This window comes from Pantoea sp. X-Soil-YNGN-775 (genome assembly GCF_059730575.1).
The window spans coordinates 2,616,608-2,633,500 of record NZ_AP035945.1; the positions used below are offsets into that span (position 1 = coordinate 2,616,608).

The 16,893-nt window shown below is 55.5% G+C and carries 11 protein-coding genes; 3 read left to right on the forward strand and 8 right to left on the reverse strand.

Annotated elements, in window-relative coordinates; translation table 11 throughout:
- Positions 1-2 precede the first annotated feature (2 nt).
- The 5 genes from AC6I8I_RS12365 to wbaP all read right to left on the reverse strand — a co-directional run bounded on the left by AC6I8I_RS12365 (position 3) and on the right by wbaP (position 6,920).
- The gene (locus tag AC6I8I_RS12365; protein ID WP_312055482.1) at positions 3-1,142 is read right to left on the reverse strand and encodes an EpsG family protein; all 1,140 of its coding nucleotides are present in this window, start codon (positions 1,140-1,142) and stop codon (positions 3-5) included.
- Positions 1,143-1,422: 280 nt separating this feature from the next.
- Positions 1,423-3,600: a tyrosine-protein kinase Wzc gene (gene wzc, locus AC6I8I_RS12370; RefSeq protein WP_312055481.1), complete on the reverse strand. Its 2,178-nt coding sequence runs from the start codon at positions 3,598-3,600 to the stop codon at positions 1,423-1,425.
- Between the two features lie 12 nt (positions 3,601-3,612).
- A complete protein-coding gene (locus AC6I8I_RS12375; RefSeq protein WP_312055480.1) occupies positions 3,613-4,047 on the reverse strand; it encodes an arsenate reductase/protein-tyrosine-phosphatase family protein in 435 nt (144 codons plus the stop codon).
- A gap of 9 nt (positions 4,048-4,056) precedes the next feature.
- Entirely contained in the window at positions 4,057-5,196 is a 1,140-nt protein-coding gene (locus AC6I8I_RS12380; RefSeq protein WP_031375327.1) for a polysaccharide export protein, read from the reverse strand.
- 290 nt (positions 5,197-5,486) lie between these two features.
- Positions 5,487-6,920: an undecaprenyl-phosphate galactose phosphotransferase WbaP gene (wbaP, locus tag AC6I8I_RS12385; RefSeq protein WP_312055479.1), complete on the reverse strand. Its 1,434-nt coding sequence runs from the start codon at positions 6,918-6,920 to the stop codon at positions 5,487-5,489.
- A gap of 787 nt (positions 6,921-7,707) precedes the next feature.
- Between wbaP and AC6I8I_RS12390 the strand changes: the two genes are divergently transcribed.
- Positions 7,708-9,279 (forward strand): TerC family protein, encoded by a 1,572-nt coding sequence (locus AC6I8I_RS12390; protein WP_312760272.1) that lies wholly within the window; start codon positions 7,708-7,710, stop codon positions 9,277-9,279.
- A gap of 13 nt (positions 9,280-9,292) precedes the next feature.
- Here the strand turns inward: AC6I8I_RS12390 and asmA are convergent, their stop codons facing one another.
- The 3 genes from asmA to udk all read right to left on the reverse strand — a co-directional run bounded on the left by asmA (position 9,293) and on the right by udk (position 12,438).
- A complete protein-coding gene (gene asmA, locus AC6I8I_RS12395) occupies positions 9,293-11,116 on the reverse strand; it encodes an outer membrane assembly protein AsmA (protein ID WP_312760274.1) in 1,824 nt (607 codons plus the stop codon).
- A gap of 15 nt (positions 11,117-11,131) precedes the next feature.
- Positions 11,132-11,713: a dCTP deaminase gene (dcd, locus tag AC6I8I_RS12400; RefSeq protein WP_031375323.1), complete on the reverse strand. Its 582-nt coding sequence runs from the start codon at positions 11,711-11,713 to the stop codon at positions 11,132-11,134.
- A gap of 83 nt (positions 11,714-11,796) precedes the next feature.
- Positions 11,797-12,438: a uridine kinase gene (udk, locus tag AC6I8I_RS12405; RefSeq protein ID WP_312055476.1), complete on the reverse strand. Its 642-nt coding sequence runs from the start codon at positions 12,436-12,438 to the stop codon at positions 11,797-11,799.
- A gap of 277 nt (positions 12,439-12,715) precedes the next feature.
- Here udk and AC6I8I_RS12410 point away from each other — a divergent pair, with 277 nt between their 5' ends.
- Positions 12,716-13,330 carry a phosphatase PAP2 family protein gene (locus tag AC6I8I_RS12410; protein WP_497827902.1) on the forward strand — a complete coding sequence of 205 codons (615 nt, stop codon included), beginning with the start codon at positions 12,716-12,718 and terminating at the stop codon, positions 13,328-13,330.
- A gap of 155 nt (positions 13,331-13,485) precedes the next feature.
- Positions 13,486-16,821, forward strand: coding sequence for a diguanylate cyclase (locus AC6I8I_RS12415; RefSeq protein ID WP_497827903.1), 3,336 nt, complete (start codon positions 13,486-13,488; stop codon positions 16,819-16,821).
- The last annotated feature ends 72 nt before the right edge of the window (positions 16,822-16,893 follow it).

Consider the following 16,893-nt stretch of genomic DNA (forward strand, 5'->3'; position numbering starts at 1 on the left):
CATCAGTGAACCAGTTTAAATTCGCGTGCCACCTCGTACCCCACCACTGCCTGCTTCAGGGAGATGGTGTTGTAGTAGAGGTAGTACATCTGGAAGAAGACAAACATGGCAAACATCGCCGGCTTCCAGACCCGTTTTGACTGGTAAATCAACAGCGTCAGAATGACCGGCTCCACCTGCAGCAGGTAGTTCGACAGACGCGCGCCGGAGGAGTAGTTATAGAAGAAGATCCTGATGCCGCCACCGATGGCAAAGGTGATGATCAACAGGTAGTTCATCCGCCACGCATCGTAGTTATCACGCTTGAGCTGGTTGCTCAGCATGAAATAAACAAAGATGAACACCAGCGCGACGTTCTTCAGGTTGGAAACCGAGAAAACGCTACCGGTGGTCGCCGCTGCAGAGTTGTCGTTGTTGTAGTTGGCTGCCCTTTCACCCAGTGCCCCGAGATGGCCGGCAATCACCGACACGAAGCCCATCCCGCCGACTTTAGAGGCCGGGATACTCAGCACAATAATCGCAATCGGCCACCAGCGACGTTCACGCATAAACAGGAACGGGATCAGCGTAACCACCATTACGGCGGTGTTGTGGCTGAGGAATGACAGCACAAAGAAGCCGGTTGCCAGCCAGTAGCGCCGCAGGTAGAGCGCCCAGATCACCCCGAGAAACAGAGCCGAGCTGAGACCAAAGCGAATCTGGTTCATATCTTTGTTAATGAAGATATGCGCCGAGTAGAGCGCCAGCGCCATCACCGGATACGGCGACAGCTTTTTGAAGAAGATTGCGTTGGTGCCCACCGCCAGGATGGAAAAAACAAACAGGAAGGTGCTGGCGTTATGGGAGATCAGGCTGGTCAGGGTGGCGATCGCAAAAATCAGCGGTTCGTAGCGGAAGAATGCCACGGTATTGAAGAAGCCGTTGACCTGGATACGCCGGATAAAATCTTCGAAGAAGTTGCGGTATTGGTAGTCATCCATCCCGGTGCCGAGACCGCGTATGCCGCCGAAGACAATCAGCGTTACGGTCGCGATGCAGAGCAGATAAGTCAGAAGATGGTTGGTTCGTTCGTCTTTTTTCAGCAGGAGTTCAACCAGCGACATCACCAGTAAAAACCCTGATACATACCAATATGGAGCCATGGTGTGATTCCTTAATTCCACAAGTTCTCATGCCAACAGTCGGCGACGCTGATTGCCTTCCCGGCTGACGTCTCAGCGTGCCCGGCGCGCTGACCCTTCCGGGCGGGCGACAGGCTGATGCCATGCTGGTGATGAATTCTGTTGAGTGACGCTCGCCATGCGATTTATACCTTCATCGCTTTTGTTGGTTATATACAGAATCACCTGTGTAAATTGATGCGTGTCGTCATTCAAAGGTGCGATAAAAAGGGGCGGTCAGACCGCCCCTGCAACTCAGTGATTAGCTTTTGGTTGGTTTACCGTATTCGTAATCGTAATAGTCATAACCATAGCCATACGCATTGGCTGCTTTACGCACCACGGCGTTGAGGATCACACCTTTAATCTCAATACCGTTCTGGGCAAAGCGTTTGAAGCTGACATCCACTTCTTTAGTGGTGTTGGCCTCGAAACGCGCCACCATCAGCGAGGTGCCGGCCAGCTTACCGATAATTGACGCATCGGTAACCGCCAGAATCGGTGGCGTATCGATTAACACCAGGTCGTAGTTCTTGCTCGCCCAATCCAGCAGCTCACCCATGCGACGATGCATCAGCAGTTCAGACGGGTTCGGCGGGACCTGGCCACGTGGCAGGAAGTCGAAACCGTAAACACCATGCTGAATCAGCGCCGGGCTGAACTCCGTTTTACCGGACAGCACGTTGGAGAGGCCTGATTTGTTATCCGCGCCCAGCAGTTCGTGGGTGTAACCACGACGCATGTCGCCATCGATAAACAGCACGCGTTGACCCGCTTTCGCCACCAGAGTGGCCAGGTTGGCACAGATAAAGGTTTTACCAATACCCGGGCTGGCGCCGGTGATCATCAGGATGTTGTTTTTGGCTTCCATCATCGCGAAGTGCAGGCTGGTACGCAGGCTACGAATCGCTTCAATGGAGAGGTCAGTCGGATTACCCAGCGCCAGCAGCGTTTCGTGCGGATCGCTTTTCACCTTGTTACCGCGACGTGCCAGGGCTTCGGTGTCCTTCTTACGCTGCCACTCTGACAGTGGAACGCTGGCGTAGACATTCATGCCCAGCTCTTCCAGCTGATCCGGGTTTTCGATGCCGTGATGCAGCAGCGCTTTCAGCAGAACCAGGCCGACCGACACGAACAGACCTAACAGCAGGCTGGCGGCGATAATCAGCATTTTCTTCGGTGCTACCGGCGAGTTAGCGGTTTCGGCGCCATCGATGATGCGAACATCACCCACGGTGCTGGCTTTGCTAATGCCCAGCTCTTGCTGACGGTTCAGCAGCTGCATGTAGATCTCCTGACCGGACTGCACGTCACGGGTCAGACGCAGGATTTCCTGCTGAGTCTGTGGCATACCAGAGATTTTCTTGTTCAGCTGAGCCTGCTCACCTTCCAGCGTTTTGCGTTTTTCCAGCAGCGCGCGGTAAGTCGGGTGATCTTTGGTGAACAGCTGAGACACTTCGGCTTCACGGAACGTCAGTTCGTTCAACTGGCTCTGCACGCTGACCGACGAGTCGAGCGCTGATTTCGCTTCCAGTGACAGGTCAACCGATTCGTTCTGACGACGGAAGGTGTTCAGCTTGTCTTCTGCTTCATCCAGTTTGGCGCGAACCTGCGGTAACTGAGTGCGTAAGAACTGCAGGCTCTTCTCTGCCTGCTCAGACTTGCGCTCAACGTTCTGCAACAGATAGTTGTTGACGATCTGGTTCAGCACTTTGCTGATCTGCTCGGGATCTTCACCCAGATACTCCAGACCCAGCACGCCGGTGTCTTTACCTTTGTCGGCAACGGTCAGGTTAGACAGCACTGAACGGATCGCCTGCAGATTGTTCAGCTTGGTCACGGTGAAGCTGGTGCCTTCATCGGCGTGAATCTCGCTCACCAGCATGGTGATATCGCCGTGCGACTCCAGCTGACCGACTTTACCTTTGAACAGTTCATCGCCATCTTTCGACACGGTGTAGCTGTCCGGACCGGTGACTTCCAGTTCAACGTTACGCTTGTCGATAGTGCGTGGGATTTCCAGCCGCGAAATCGCGATGTTTGATGGCTTGTTGCCCATCAGGCGTGACAGACCTTTACCGATCACCGGGAAGTAGTTCTGCTCAACCACGGTGTCCAGACCCAGATCGTCAACGGTTTTGCCGATCACCATGCGCGATTCAAGAATCTCGATCTCAGTATCTGAGGCAGGTGTTGGTGGCAGAATGCTGTCCAGTTCGTTCAGAACGGTGCTGGCATTCTTCTGCTCAACCTGGACTAAGGCATCGGCGCTATAAATCGGTGTCGCAAACAGTGTGTAGAGCGTGCCCGCCAGCATAAAGAAAGCGGTAACGGCAACAATGATCCAGCGATGATCAATAAGCTGTCCCACAAGATGCGCCAGATCCCATCCATTCGAATCCTCTCCCGGCGCGGTTCTAACCTTGTTTTTTATATTCATGGATAATCCCAACTATCGGCTTAATACGTTGACCCATTTCTGGGTAGCGTTTTCCAGTAACCCGTAAACCTCTTCAAAGGCCTCACGGCTTTTTCTGTACGGATCCGCAATTTCTCTCTGATTGAGCCAGTGCCCAAGCAGCATGGTTTTGCCACGCGCGGCCGGGTCAATGCGATTCACCTGTTCAATCTGACGCTTCTCCATCACCAGAATCAGGTCAACGTTGCGGCACATCTCTGCCGTCAGCTGTTGTGCCTGATGTCCTTCCAGCGACAGGCCATGTGCGGCCGCCACGTCGCTGGCGGTCTGGTCAGCCGGACGCCCTACCAGGGCGCCCAGACCGGCCGAACTGACCTGAGTATTGGGAAGCGCGCGTTTAAACAGGCGCTCTCCGGTGGGAGAGCGGCAGATGTTGCCGACGCATACGACTAACACGGACGTAATCATGGTGAAACCTTAGTTTGACCAGTTGCGGATACGCAGTGCGCTCTCGCTCACATCGTTGATACCCGCAATGGTTGGCAGTAATTGCGAGATCACACGGTTCCAGCGCGTAAGCGGCGTGGAGGTGACATAGACGATGTCGTACGGTTCCAGTTGGAATTCAGTACCCATGACCATTGATGCCGCATCTTTGGTATTCAACTGATAGATGTTGGCAATCTTGTTGCGATCGGTGCCGCGCAGTGGACGGATAACGAACACGCCGGTGGCGTCAGAGGTGGTTTGATCCATCCCGGCCGCGTTGCCCAGCGCTTCAGCCAGCGTCATGCCGCTGCGATCCATTTTCAGGGTCGCCTGCTGCTTCACTTCGCCCATCACAAACACTTTCAGATCGTCATTACGCGGAACGTAAAGGATATCGCCTGGGTAGAGCAGATGGTTCTGGCTCAGGTCGCCGTTCTGCATCAGTGCCTGCAGTGAGACGCGCTGTTCGCGACCGTTGTGCGTCAGCACCACGTTGCGCCAGTCCGCATCCGCTGCCAGACCGCCTGCGGCGTTGATGGCATCCAGAATCGTCAACGGCACGTTGGTAATCGGCTGCTGACCTGAGGTGGTCACCGAACCGGTCACGTAGGTCTTCTGCGATTTGAACGAGGCGATACTGACATCAACCTGCGGGCTTTCGATGTACTGCGCCAGGCGACGGGCGATTTCATTACGCACTTCACCGACGGTACGGCCTGCTACGCGGACTTTACCAATGTATGGGTAGAAAATCGTACCATCTGAATGTACCCAGTTACCGGTGTCGCTGGCGCTACGGTACTGACCGGCCGGCGTGGTTAACTCAGGGTGATCCCAGACGGTTACGGTCAGAACGTCGCCGATACCGATACGGTATTCATAGTTCTGAATTTCGTTCTGCAGAGAAGGGTTCGCCTGAGCCACCAGTGGCTTAGGACGCATTTTCTCGACCAGCGTTGGGGTTAACGGAAAGACATTGACGTACTTATCGATGTCAAAGTTGCTGTCCTGCTGCTCGATGACATCTTTTCCCGATGTGGAAAGGCGCTGACCTGGTTCGATCGTACACCCGCTAAGAAAAGTGGCGGATACCAGCAAGGGTATCAATTTCATTTTGATTGTAATCATTTAGATCTTCGCTATCAGTTATTGATTGATAGAGGCGAATACGCCGCTGTGTAAGCGTCCAACAAAAAGTAAAACTAACTTAATTAAGCACTGAACCTGTCGTTCATTATCCTTTGCTCCAATTGTTATAAGTAGTAACCATCTATCAGGGCGGAATAACAGTAGCAGAGGATTACGCAACGGTAATGACAATCTACTTTCTCCCTGACGATGGTCGCTAACAACGACACGCCTGACAACGGCACCGAACCACGAGAGCGCGCGGTTAACGCGCTCTTATCGCCTCACAATCAATACGCACCGTCTCGCTTCAACACCACACCGACTGTTTTAAACAGAATGGCGATGTCATTCCACAGTGACCAGTTTTTCACGTACCACGAGTCGAAATAGACGCGGGTTTCGTAGTCAACATCATTACGACCGCTGACCTGCCACAATCCCGTCATGCCTGGCTTTGCCATCAGGTAATAATCAACATCACCGGCATAACGACAGAGTTCATCTTCAATAACCGGACGGGGACCGACCAGGCTCATGTCGCCGCGCACCACGTTCCACAGCTGCGGCAACTCATCAAGACTGGTTTTCCGGATAAAATGGCCCACTTTGGTAATGCGCGGGTCATTTTTCAGTTTGAAATCTTTGTCCCACTCCGCGCGCGCCACCGGGTCGGTACGCAGCACTTCTTCCAGCACTTCTTTAGAATTAATCACCATCGAGCGGAACTTCAGGCATTTGAATTTGCGACCATTCATGCCGACACGCTCGTGTCCATAAATTGGCGGTCCACCGTCGCGGCCGACCAGGAAGCCCAGCACCAGCAGCGCCGGCATCAGCATCAGAATAATCGACAGAGCACCGACGATATCAAAGGCGCGCTTCAGGAAACGCGAGGTGCGTTTCGCCAGATTGTTCTGTACGCGTAAAATCATCACTTCGTGGCTGAAGATATACGCCATATCGGTGCCGTACAGCGGAACGCCGCGTAATGTCGGGATGACCGATACCGAACGGCAATTGTGCATCGCCAGCGATTTCAGCCATTTATCACGATACTGGCTCTGCTCAAACTCCACCGCCACGATAAACTGGGTTTCGCTATTGGTCAGGCTCCACAGCTCCTGCTCATCGCGCAGCACCGGCACGCCATCGAGAATGCCTTGCGGACAGGTGCCATCTACGTCGTAGAAGGCGATGACGTCAAAACCCATCACCTCTTCGCTCTGCAGCGCCTGCCAGGCTTCATGGGCATTTTTGCTGCTGCCGATAATAATGGTTTGCTTTTTCCACAACCCGTAATGGTTGAGCACTCGCTTAGAAAGCGCGCGGCAGGTCGGGATGAAAATAAGCGCCAGCAGCCAGGTCAGTAACCAGACAAAACGCGACATCTGCCACTGCGACAATGCGGTAATCGACAGATCAATAACCGAGAATATAAGAATGGTACGAAAAATTTCTTTTAATTCGAACCAGAAAGGTTTGCGGTATGTATAGTGACGCAGCCTGACCCAGAACCAGCCAATACAAATTACTGACAGGCAGATGTGGGTGGCAATTTTTAAATTCATTTCTTTTTCAGAAATATCTGCCAGTGGCGAATCCGACTGCATATTAATTAGCATCATCGCCACAAAGAACGCTGCGTTGAAACAAATTAAGTCTGAGCAAGCCAGCATTAATTTGGTGATAAGACTTTTAAACGTAAATTCTGTATCGCGCATATTTAACTCTTTATTTTATTTCCTTAAACCCGCCACGTCTCTCGCCTGTATATTTATTGAGCGGTATAAATTCTCAGGACTGAGCCGTTTCTGAGGGGAGCTCCTGCGGCCTTTACGCCAACGATCTTAACCATAAAACCAGCATTATTGTGATTAATTCCAACAGATTACTCTGACTTTAACCGACCTGAAAGGCGCTCATTTAATAAACGATAAACGCGATTCAGGCACGCTACCGCCCTTGGCTGTCGCTGCCAATACCGCTGTCATCATTCAAATTGCTCTGCACAGAGCGTCGCATTGACGCTTAATGCATCAGTTATCGGACGAGATCACAATTCACAACATTTGACGTCGATGGGTCACGCGAATTACGACATGGGCGCAGACTTTTGCAAACTCGTTGCTATACTAGTTATTACTGGCTTGTTTACAAGTAGGCCCCGCCATCCCTGGACTATTTTAGGAAAAAGACTACCAGCCATTAGTATTGACGCCTCAGCGGCAGTGCAATCCTTTCTTCATAATTCAGATTAATGCCATGTCACTACCAGGATAAATCGCATAAGCCATACAGCGGGATATCCCTGCATTTGAAAATATCACCCGTCATCTGTGCTGCTGAATCAGTGCGAATTTAATCAAATCATCTCCTGTACGGTGACAAAATTATTGCGGCTGGATTGCTGCCAGCGGTGGATCACCGCCGGCTGCGGCATTTGTACCGGGCGTCACACTCCACTATCATCAGACAAAACTCAATTAAAGACATTCAGGTAAATAACGCATGCTGGAGGTTATTGCAGATCCGTCACTGTGGGCAGGATTAGTCACGCTAATCGTTCTCGAACTGGTTTTGGGTATCGATAATCTGGTGTTCATCGCCATTCTGGTTGAGAAGCTGCCCGCGGCGTTGCGCGACCGCGCCAGGGTGATTGGCCTGCTGATGGCGCTGGTGTGCCGTTTACTGCTGCTGGCCTCGCTTTCCTGGCTGGTTACGCTGACCCAACCGTGGGTGACGCTGGCGGGTCACGCGTTTAGCGCGCGCGATCTGTTACTGCTGTCAGGCGGAATTTTCCTGCTGTTTAAAGCCACAACGGAGTTAAATTCGCGCCTTGAAGGCCATGATGATGACGCCGGTCAACAAAAAGGCGGCGCTAAATTCTGGCCAGTGGTAGCGCAAATCGTGGTTCTGGACGCCATTTTCTCGCTCGATGCGGTGATTACGGCGGTCGGAATGGTCAATGATTTGCCGGTAATGATGATTGCGGTGACCATCGCCATTCTGTTGATGCTGCTGGCCAGTAAACCCCTGACCCGCTTTGTGAACAGTCACCCGACCATTGTCATTCTCTGCTTAAGCTTTTTACTGATGATCGGCTTCAGCCTGGTAGCGGAAGGCTTTGGCTTTGCGATTCCGAAAGGTTACCTCTATGCAGCCATCGGCTTCTCGGTGCTGATTGAGGCGCTAAATCAACTGGCGCAGTTTAACCGTCGGCGGGTGCTCTCGGCTGGCCGGCCGTTACGTCAGCGCACTGCCGAAGCGGTGCTGCGGCTACTGCGCGGCGCGGCGGAACCGGCAGAGCTGGATGCGAAAACCTCTTCGCTGATTGCCGACAGTGACGCGACGATGCTGTTCAACCGCCAGGAACGGGTGATGATTGCCCGGGTACTGGGGCTGGGACAGCGCCACGTTAACAGCATTATGACCTCACGTCATGACGTTGAACATATCGACCTGAGCGACGATCCGGCTGAAATCATGGCGCGCCTCGACCGTAATCAGCACACCCGGATTCTGATGACCGACCACTCCAGCGAACCGCTTGGCGTGGTCCACGTTATCGATCTGCTGCACCAGTCGCTGCATAACAACTCCCTCGATTTGCGGGCGCTGATTCGCCAGCCGCTGGTGTTTCCTGAACGCCTGACGCTGTTGCAGGCGCTGGAGCAGTTTCGCCAGGCGCATACCCATTTTGCCTTTGTGGTGGATGAGTTTGGATCGGTTGAGGGCGTGGTCACCCTGAGTGACGTGATGGAAACCATTGCCGGTAACCTGCCAAATGAGGCGGGCGAAATCGATGCCCGCTACGATATTCAGATTCAGGGTGAAAACCACTGGATAGCCAACGGCCATATGCCGCTGGACGACCTGGCGCTGTATGTGAAATTACCGCTGGAAGAGCAGCGGGATTACCATACCCTGGCCGGCTTACTGATGGACCGGCTGCAACATATTCCGCAGGAAGGGGAAGAGCTGCAGCTGGGAGACTACCTGTTGCGGACGCTACAGGTAGAAAATCACCGGGTGCAGAAAGTCGAAATTCTGCAACAGCCGGTGATGGATTATCAGGTCTGATGCGCTGCGCCGTTTACGGGCGCAGCAGCTTCTGCATATTCTGTTTATTGTCGCTCTCTGGCTGACGTTCGATCCATTTATCTAACCGCGACTTCGCCTCGTTCTGCAGCCGGTCGCGCAATACCGCATCCACCGGTAATGAATATTGCAGATCGTTCCAGCTGCCGTACATCCGCAGCGGGATCGGTTGATCGGAGAGCGCGGCCACCAGCTCTTCATCGCCTTTCCAGCCGCTGATCTTCAGCCCCAGCGTCACGTCAAGCTGCTGCTGCACCATGTTCACTTTGCCCGCGCCCTGCAGCGCCAGATGCTGACCGTTGCCGCTCAGCTGGCTGAAGCTGAGTTCGCCGCGATTCAGCGCCAGCTGGCCGCTGATCTGATCGATGCCCTGATCCGGCTGGTCGTCACTGCTGACGCGGTTACTGGCCCGCGCCACCGCACGCCGCACCATCTGCTGCAGATTGAGCTGTGCCAGTTTAAGATGGCTGGCGCTGATTGCCGCCCTGCCCTGCCAGCTGCGCTTCGCCTCGGCCACGCTCAGTGTGTCACCCGCCAGGCTGCCGTTCAGGCTCACCGTTCCCTGCAGGCTTTCCGGCAGTTCAAAGGCTTTAAGCAGCGGCTGAATGTCAATCTGACTCAGCTCAGGCTGCAGGCTAACGTGGGTCACTGGCTGGCGGATATCGATGCTGCCCGGAATCGAGAAACTGCCCTGCCCCAGACGGCCTTGCAGGGTGTTAAGCGTCATCAGGCCGCGTTGATTGGTGGCATCAATGGCCAGCCCGGTCAGCGGTAACCCGCGCCACAGCGCCTTATCAGCCTGAACTTTGAGTGTCAGGTCGAGGCTGTTGAGCGGTGAATCGGCGTTACTTTTCTCACGCGGCTGCGCGATTACCGGCGAACGGGTCACCGTCGCCCGCTGTGCGCCCGGCGCGTCAGCGTCCGGCGTATCGGTCAGTAGATTATCCAGATTGAGGTTGCTGGCTTTAAGGTCGAGCGCCAGCCGCTGCGGCATGGCCAGGCGACCATCGGCCTGGCCGGTCAGGGTGCTGTCGTTGGCCGTAAGCTGCAGATTACGCAGGGCGAACTGCTGGCTGTCGGCATTCCAGTCAGCCTGGCCACTCAGCCTGCCTTTGATCCCCTGCGCCGGCATATCCGCACCGGACAGGCTGTAATCGAGCTGCTCTATCTCACCGCTGAGGCGATGCGGATACTGCGCCGCATCCAGCTGGCCCTTCAGGTTCACGGTGACGTTGCGCTGATTGCGCGTCAGGCTGGAACTCAGGGTCAGCGTGGCTTGCTTACGCGCATCCTGTTCCAGATTGAGATTAAAATCGCGGAAGTTATATTCGTCGCCGCCCGGCTGTTGCCAGATCAGCAAACTGTCGGCCACCCGCAGCTGGGCGATGTCAAACGACCAGCCGCTGGACGGCGCAGAAGGCTCGGCGTTACGCGGACCCTGCGGGGCATTTTTTGCCGGTTGCGCGGCGCTGTCGGGCGTCACCCGCACCACTGCATTTTTCAGCATTACCTGGGTTACGCTCAGCTGATGTGACAGCAGCGGCCAGAGATCGACATCCAGCCGCATATTGTCCGCCGTTACCAGCGGCTGGCTGGCACCCGGCGCGGTCAGGCTCATGCGTCCGGCCAGGATGCTGAGTTGCGGCCAGACGTGCCAGCGCAGATCGCCGCTGACCTGAAGCTGATAACCACTGCGTTGTTCAACCTGTTGCACCATATAGGCACGAAAGTCGTTGGGATTTACCAGCAGCACCAGTGCGGTCATTCCCGCTACGACCACCACTAACAGGATGGCCAGCGTGGTTATCACTCTCTTCATTACATCCTCAGTAAATCAGTCTTTGTCGATACGGCTCGCGTCAGCGCCCTGCTGACCGCGGTATTTTGCATCTTCACGCCGGTTATAGGGACGCGCTGCCGGGCCGGAAAGCGGCTCGAAGCTCAGCGCGCCGATTAACATGCCGGGACGCAGCGCCAGCGGCAGTTTACCTGAGTTATAGAACTCCAGCACGATGCGTCCCTGCCAGCCGGGATCGATACGGTGTGCGGTGACATGCACCATCAGGCCGAGTCGCGCCAGTGAGGAGCGCCCGTCCAGCCAGCCGACCAGATCGTCCGGCAGCGTGACCGACTCCAGCGTCACCGCCAGCGCCAGTTCACCGGGATGCAGGAAAAAGGCTTCGCCGTCCGGCAGCACGATTTCATCGCTCATCACCCGGTCCAGCGCCGCGCTCACTTCATGTTTCGGACCACTGAGATCGATATAAGCCGCCGTGTGGCCGCTGAACGTACGAAACTGATTGCCCAGTCGTACATCGACCGTGGCACCATTAATCCGCTCGACGGGCGGGCGTGGCTCAATGGCCAGCTTGCCATTATCCAGCCAGGCTTCAATATCGCGGTCGCATAATCTCATTGCGCTAACTCCATGACGTAAGTGTAGCGAACAGGCGCCATAGTGGGTGCCGCCTGTGCGCATCACATCCAGACAGACGTGAATTATTCAAAAAACTGATTAATTTTGGCTTTGAGAATATCAATGGCAATGCGGTTTTTCCCGCCGCGCGGCACAATGATATCGGCGTACTGTTTTGAGGGTTCGATGAACTGCAGGAACATCGGACGCACGGTTTTCTGATACTGACTCATCACTGAATCCATCGAACGGCCACGCTCATTAACGTCACGCTTCATGCGGCGCATCAGGCAGATGTCGAGCGGGGTATCAACGAAAATCGAGAAATTCAGTTCCTGACGCAGACGCGCATCGGTTAACAGCAGAATGCCTTCAAGGATAATGACCTTTTTTGGCTTCAGGTGCAGGGTTTCCGTGGTGCGGGTGTGTTCAACATAACTGTAGACCGGTAACTCAATATCCTGGCCGGCTTTAACCGCCTGCAAATGCTGCAACAGCAAATCATGATCCATCGCGCTGGGATGGTCATAATTGGTTTTAACCCTCTCTTCCATGGTGAGGTGACTTTGATCTTTGTAATAAGCATCTTCCGGGATAACCCCGATATGCTCGTCACCTACCTGATCACGGATTTCACGATAGAGCGTGCTGGCAATTAAACTTTTACCGGATGCGGAAGCGCCGGCAATGCCTACAATCACGCACTGATGAGACTTGTCAGTCATACTTTTTTAAGACCTGATAACTGGAGCCTGCCACTGGTCACGCATTACGCGTCCAGATGACGGGCCGAAATGGAGAGGGTGTGTTCGCGCTAAGTATAGGGATTTCGGCGTTTTGATGCCAGAGAAATGGCGCGGCTGACTTTTCAGACTTTCTCCTTTGGACGCCACTCATTTCACCGATAAACTAAGCACACACTGTAATATAAATAAAACCGCCGGCGCGGCGCGCTCAACGCGTGTCTGCCGGGTACGACCGACCGATCCCATCAGGAGTTGTATGCTCTGGAAGACTTTGACTTATTTTGGCGACAGCATGCTGTTGATTCCGACAGCGGTGCTTATTGCGCTGATTTTACCGTGGAAAAGCGATAACCGCCGTACGGTACTCTATTGGGTGGTCGCCTTTGGCCTCGCCGGACTGCTGGTCAGCCTGTCAAAAATTTTGTTTCTCGGCTTTGGTATTGGCAGTGCGCGCTTTAATTTTACCGGCTTCAGCGGGCATAGCGCGATGTCAGCCACCCTGTGGCCGGTGATGCTGTGGCTGATTTCTGGCCGCTGGCCCGCCCTGTGGCGCGGCCTGGCGATTGGCGTCGGCTATATGATCCCCTTGATGGTGGGCTTCTCGCGCCTGGTGATCCACGCCCATTCTAAAAGTGAAGTGGCGACCGGCCTGCTGCTCGGCTTCACGCTGAGCACCGCCTTCCTGATTTCACAGCGTGGTACCGCGCTCAAAGGGTTCAGCTGGCCGCAGGTTGGCGCCGCGCTGTTAGTGCCATTTGTCCTGTTAAGTCATGGCCGGGTAGCCACCACCCAGCAGTTCCTCGAACGGTTTTCCGCCAGCCTGGCCGGTCTGGAAAAGCCTTACACCCGCGCCGATCTTTTCCGCCAGTAATCAAAGGCTAACTTTCTCTGCCCGTCAATTCGCCGAATAACGGGCAACTTTGATTTGCCCCCTTTTTTCTTATCTGAATGTGCTAGCATGCTGAAAGAGAATGACTGGTGCCTGGTTCGCCGTTACGGAACCGCTGCGCCCTGCCGGACGTCTGCATGACCATAGAGATCCCCTACCTGCACAATCGACCGAAAAAGCGCTGGATCTCTGCGCTTTTACTCGGCTGCTCGCTGTTTGCCCTGACGCTGTTCTGCCTCGAGCTGATCGTGGTCAGCGGTAAAATTTCTCCGCTATGGTTTCCGACTGCCGCCATGACGGTGGTGGTTTTCCGCTGCCCGTCACGCCAGCTCCCGCTCTACCTGACGGCCTGCGTACTCGGCACCGCCTGTGCCAATGCAATCATCATCGGACCGGCCCTCTCTAACATTAAATTTGCCCTGCTTAACCTGCTGCAGGCGGGTCTGGGCGGAATACTGCTGCGGGCGTTCCTCGATCGCCGTGCGCCGCTCAGTTCACTGCATGACTGGGCGCGACTGGTGCTGTCAGTCGGGATTTGTACGCCGCTGATCGGCGGGCTGATGGCGCTGTGGGTACTGCAGGTTAGTGGTCACGCCTCGTTTCCGTTCTTTTATACCTGGGTGATCTCCGAGATTATCGGCATGCTGGTGCTCGGTCCGATGCTGCTGTTGCTGCCGTGGCCGCTGCGCCGTAGCCAGCTGGGCGAACTGCACCTGACGGAATTCTTTTTGACGCTGACGGTGACGCTGCTGGCCAGCTATCTGGCCCTGCGCTATCTGCCGTGGCCGTTCACCTTTATTGTGGTGATTCTGTTCTGGTGCGCCGTCCGGCTGCCCAAACTGCAGGCGTTCGTGCTGTTTTTTCTGAACGCCAGCTTTATGTCAATGCTGCTGGCCTTTGGCCTGGTCAGCGTGGTGAACAATAACGGTGCGCTGGGACCGGTCTCCAGCTGGCTGCCATTCCTGCTGGTGCTGATCCCCAGCCACATCATGTCGCTGGTGATGGATGCGTTTCGGCGTGAAAAAAATCATATCAGCGAAAGCGAAACCCGCTTTCGCCACGCGATGGAATACTCGGCGATTGGCATGGCGCTGGTCTCACCGCAGGGCAGCTGGCTGCAGGTTAACCACTCACTCTGCCAGACGCTGGGCTATCCGGAAGATGAACTGCGGCGGCTGACCTTTCAGCAGATCACCCATCCTGACGACCTCAGCAACGATCTGCAGCAGCTGAGTAAGCTGCTCGGCGGTGAGATTGACACCTACACGCTGGAAAAGCGTTACTTCCGCAAAGACGGTGAGATTGTCTGGACCCGGCTGACGGTATCGCTGGTGCGCGATCCCGTCCATCAGCCGCTCTACCTGATTGCCCAAATCGTGGATATCTCTGAGCTGAAACAGAGCGAGCAGGTCAACCGCCGGCTGATGGAGCGCATCACGCTGGCCAACGAGGCGGGCGGCATCGGCGTGTGGGAATGGAACCTGCTGACCGGCGAGATGCTCTGGGACAAGCGGATGTATGCGCTGTTTGGCCTGGCGCCACACGAGTCGCCCAGCTATGACTTGTGGGTGCATTTGCTGCATCCTGGCGATCGGGAGCATGCGGCGCTAACGGTGCAGCAGGCGATTGAACTGCGCAGCGCCTTCCATATGGAATACCGGATTGTTAACGCCGAGGGCCAGCGCTGGGTGCGCACGCAGGCCAACCGCATCCTCAGTAAAGAGGGACGGATTGAGCGAATGCTGGGGATTTGTCAGGACATTACCCCGTTACGCAACCTGAACGAGGCGCTGTTTCAGGAAAAAGAGCGAATGGCGATCACCCTCGACTCGATCGGTGAGGCGGTGATCAGCACCGATGAAGCGATGCGCGTCGCCTTTATGAATCCGGTGGCCGAGAAGATGAGTGGCTGGTCGCAGCAGCAGGCGGCGGGTAAACCCCTTAGCGAACTGCTGCACATCACCCAGGGCCGTAACGGACCGCAGACCGAAAATCTGCTGCTGTGTCAGCTACCGCGAGAGAAAATCACCCCCGATCTGGATCAGGATCTGGTGCTGCATACGCCGGATGGCGGGCACATCGACATTCATTACAGCATCACCCCGCTACGCTCTGAGGCCGGACTGGAACAGGGTGCGGTGATGGTCATCCAGGACGTCAGTGAATCGCGCAAACTGATGAAGCGCCTGAGCTACAGTGCGCTGCACGACACCCTGACCCGCCTGCCGAACCGCGCCAGCTTCGAGCACCAGCTAAAACGGCTGCTGTATGATGCAGCGGAACATCAGCATCATCACGTGCTGGTGTTTATCGATCTCGACAGATTTAAAGCGGTTAACGATAGCGCCGGTCATGCGGCGGGCGATGCGCTGCTGCGGGAACTGTCCGACCTGATGCAGCATCATCTGCGCAGCAGTGATTTCCTGGCGCGGCTGGGCGGCGATGAATTTGCGTTGCTGATGCCCGACTGTCAGGTTGAGCAGGCCTGTGAGGTGATTCAGCGCATTGTCACCACGGTCAATGACTACCGCTTCCAGTGGCTGGGCCGCCTCTATCAGGTGGGGGCCAGCGTCGGCGTCACCCAGATTTCACCGGACAACTGCCAGAGCAGTGATGTGCTGTCTCAGGCCGATATCGCCTGTTACAACGCCAAACGCAGCGGCCGCGGCCGCTATGTGGTGTATGAGCAGCACCGGTTGCCGCTGGCGGGCAATCATCAGGGCCTCGACGCCGCGATGATCGACTCGCTGCAGATAGAGCTGCCGGCCTGGGCTGTCGCCCCGCCGAATACGCCACAGTCGGCCTTTCTCTGGCTGCTGGAGGTACAACTGTTAACTCCGGACGGCCTGCTGATTGATGAAACGCTGCTGCGCAATAATCTGCCGGATGAAGTACTGCGCCGTCAGCTGGACAATAAAATTGTTGAGGCCTTGTTCCAGCACGATGTGCAGGGGCTGAATGAAAAAGGCATTGCGGTGGTTCTGCCGCTTAGCGCCCAGGCGTTGCTGGATGCCGATTTTGTCCAGCAGCTGTGTCACCGTTTTGTGGCGGCGGGCCTGAGTGACAGCCGCTGTGGCTTCGCCTTCCCGGCTGCCAGCGTGTTAAGTCAGGGCGATCGGCTGCACAGCGCACTGCTGCAGCTGCGTCAGAGTGGCTGCCGCATCGTGCTGCAGCACTTTGGCCGTAACCTCGACGCCTTCAATCAGCTCAGCGATGAGTGGGTCGACTGTCTGGTGCTGGCACCTGAACTGGTCTCCAATGTGCATAACAATCTGATGGATGAGATGTTGCTGACCATCATCCAGGGCCAGGCGTCGCAGCGCAATATTGCCCTGCTGGCCGGTCCGGTTTCGGTTCCGGCGGTGCTGACTACCCTCGCCAGTCTGGATGTGGACGGTGTCTGGGGCAGCGCGGTCGCCGAACGTCAGCCGCTGAGCATGCTGGCCGAGGCGCGCTTTTTTGCCATCCGTTAAATCCACCGTTACGCGCTTGCTACCCTGCTAAAGCTGCGCTAAAGTCGCCCCCTTTTTTCCGGCATGGGGGCA

What these genes read in the sequence shown, in the direction of transcription:
- AC6I8I_RS12365 (WP_312055482.1), bottom strand. Translation starts at nt 1,142, where the DNA reads ATGGCTCCATATTGGTATGTATCAGGGTTTTTACTGGTGATGTCGCTG.
- wzc (WP_312055481.1), bottom strand. Translation starts at nt 3,600, where the DNA reads ATGAATATAAAAAACAAGGTTAGAACCGCGCCGGGAGAGGATTCGAAT.
- AC6I8I_RS12375 (WP_312055480.1), bottom strand. Translation starts at nt 4,047, where the DNA reads ATGATTACGTCCGTGTTAGTCGTATGCGTCGGCAACATCTGCCGCTCT.
- AC6I8I_RS12380 (WP_031375327.1), bottom strand. Translation starts at nt 5,196, where the DNA reads ATGATTACAATCAAAATGAAATTGATACCCTTGCTGGTATCCGCCACT.
- wbaP (WP_312055479.1), bottom strand. Translation starts at nt 6,920, where the DNA reads ATGCGCGATACAGAATTTACGTTTAAAAGTCTTATCACCAAATTAATG.
- AC6I8I_RS12390 (WP_312760272.1), top strand. Translation starts at nt 7,708, where the DNA reads ATGCTGGAGGTTATTGCAGATCCGTCACTGTGGGCAGGATTAGTCACG.
- asmA (WP_312760274.1), bottom strand. Translation starts at nt 11,116, where the DNA reads ATGAAGAGAGTGATAACCACGCTGGCCATCCTGTTAGTGGTGGTCGTA.
- dcd (WP_031375323.1), bottom strand. Translation starts at nt 11,713, where the DNA reads ATGAGATTATGCGACCGCGATATTGAAGCCTGGCTGGATAATGGCAAG.
- udk (WP_312055476.1), bottom strand. Translation starts at nt 12,438, where the DNA reads ATGACTGACAAGTCTCATCAGTGCGTGATTGTAGGCATTGCCGGCGCT.
- AC6I8I_RS12410 (WP_497827902.1), top strand. Translation starts at nt 12,716, where the DNA reads ATGCTCTGGAAGACTTTGACTTATTTTGGCGACAGCATGCTGTTGATT.
- AC6I8I_RS12415 (WP_497827903.1), top strand. Translation starts at nt 13,486, where the DNA reads ATGACCATAGAGATCCCCTACCTGCACAATCGACCGAAAAAGCGCTGG.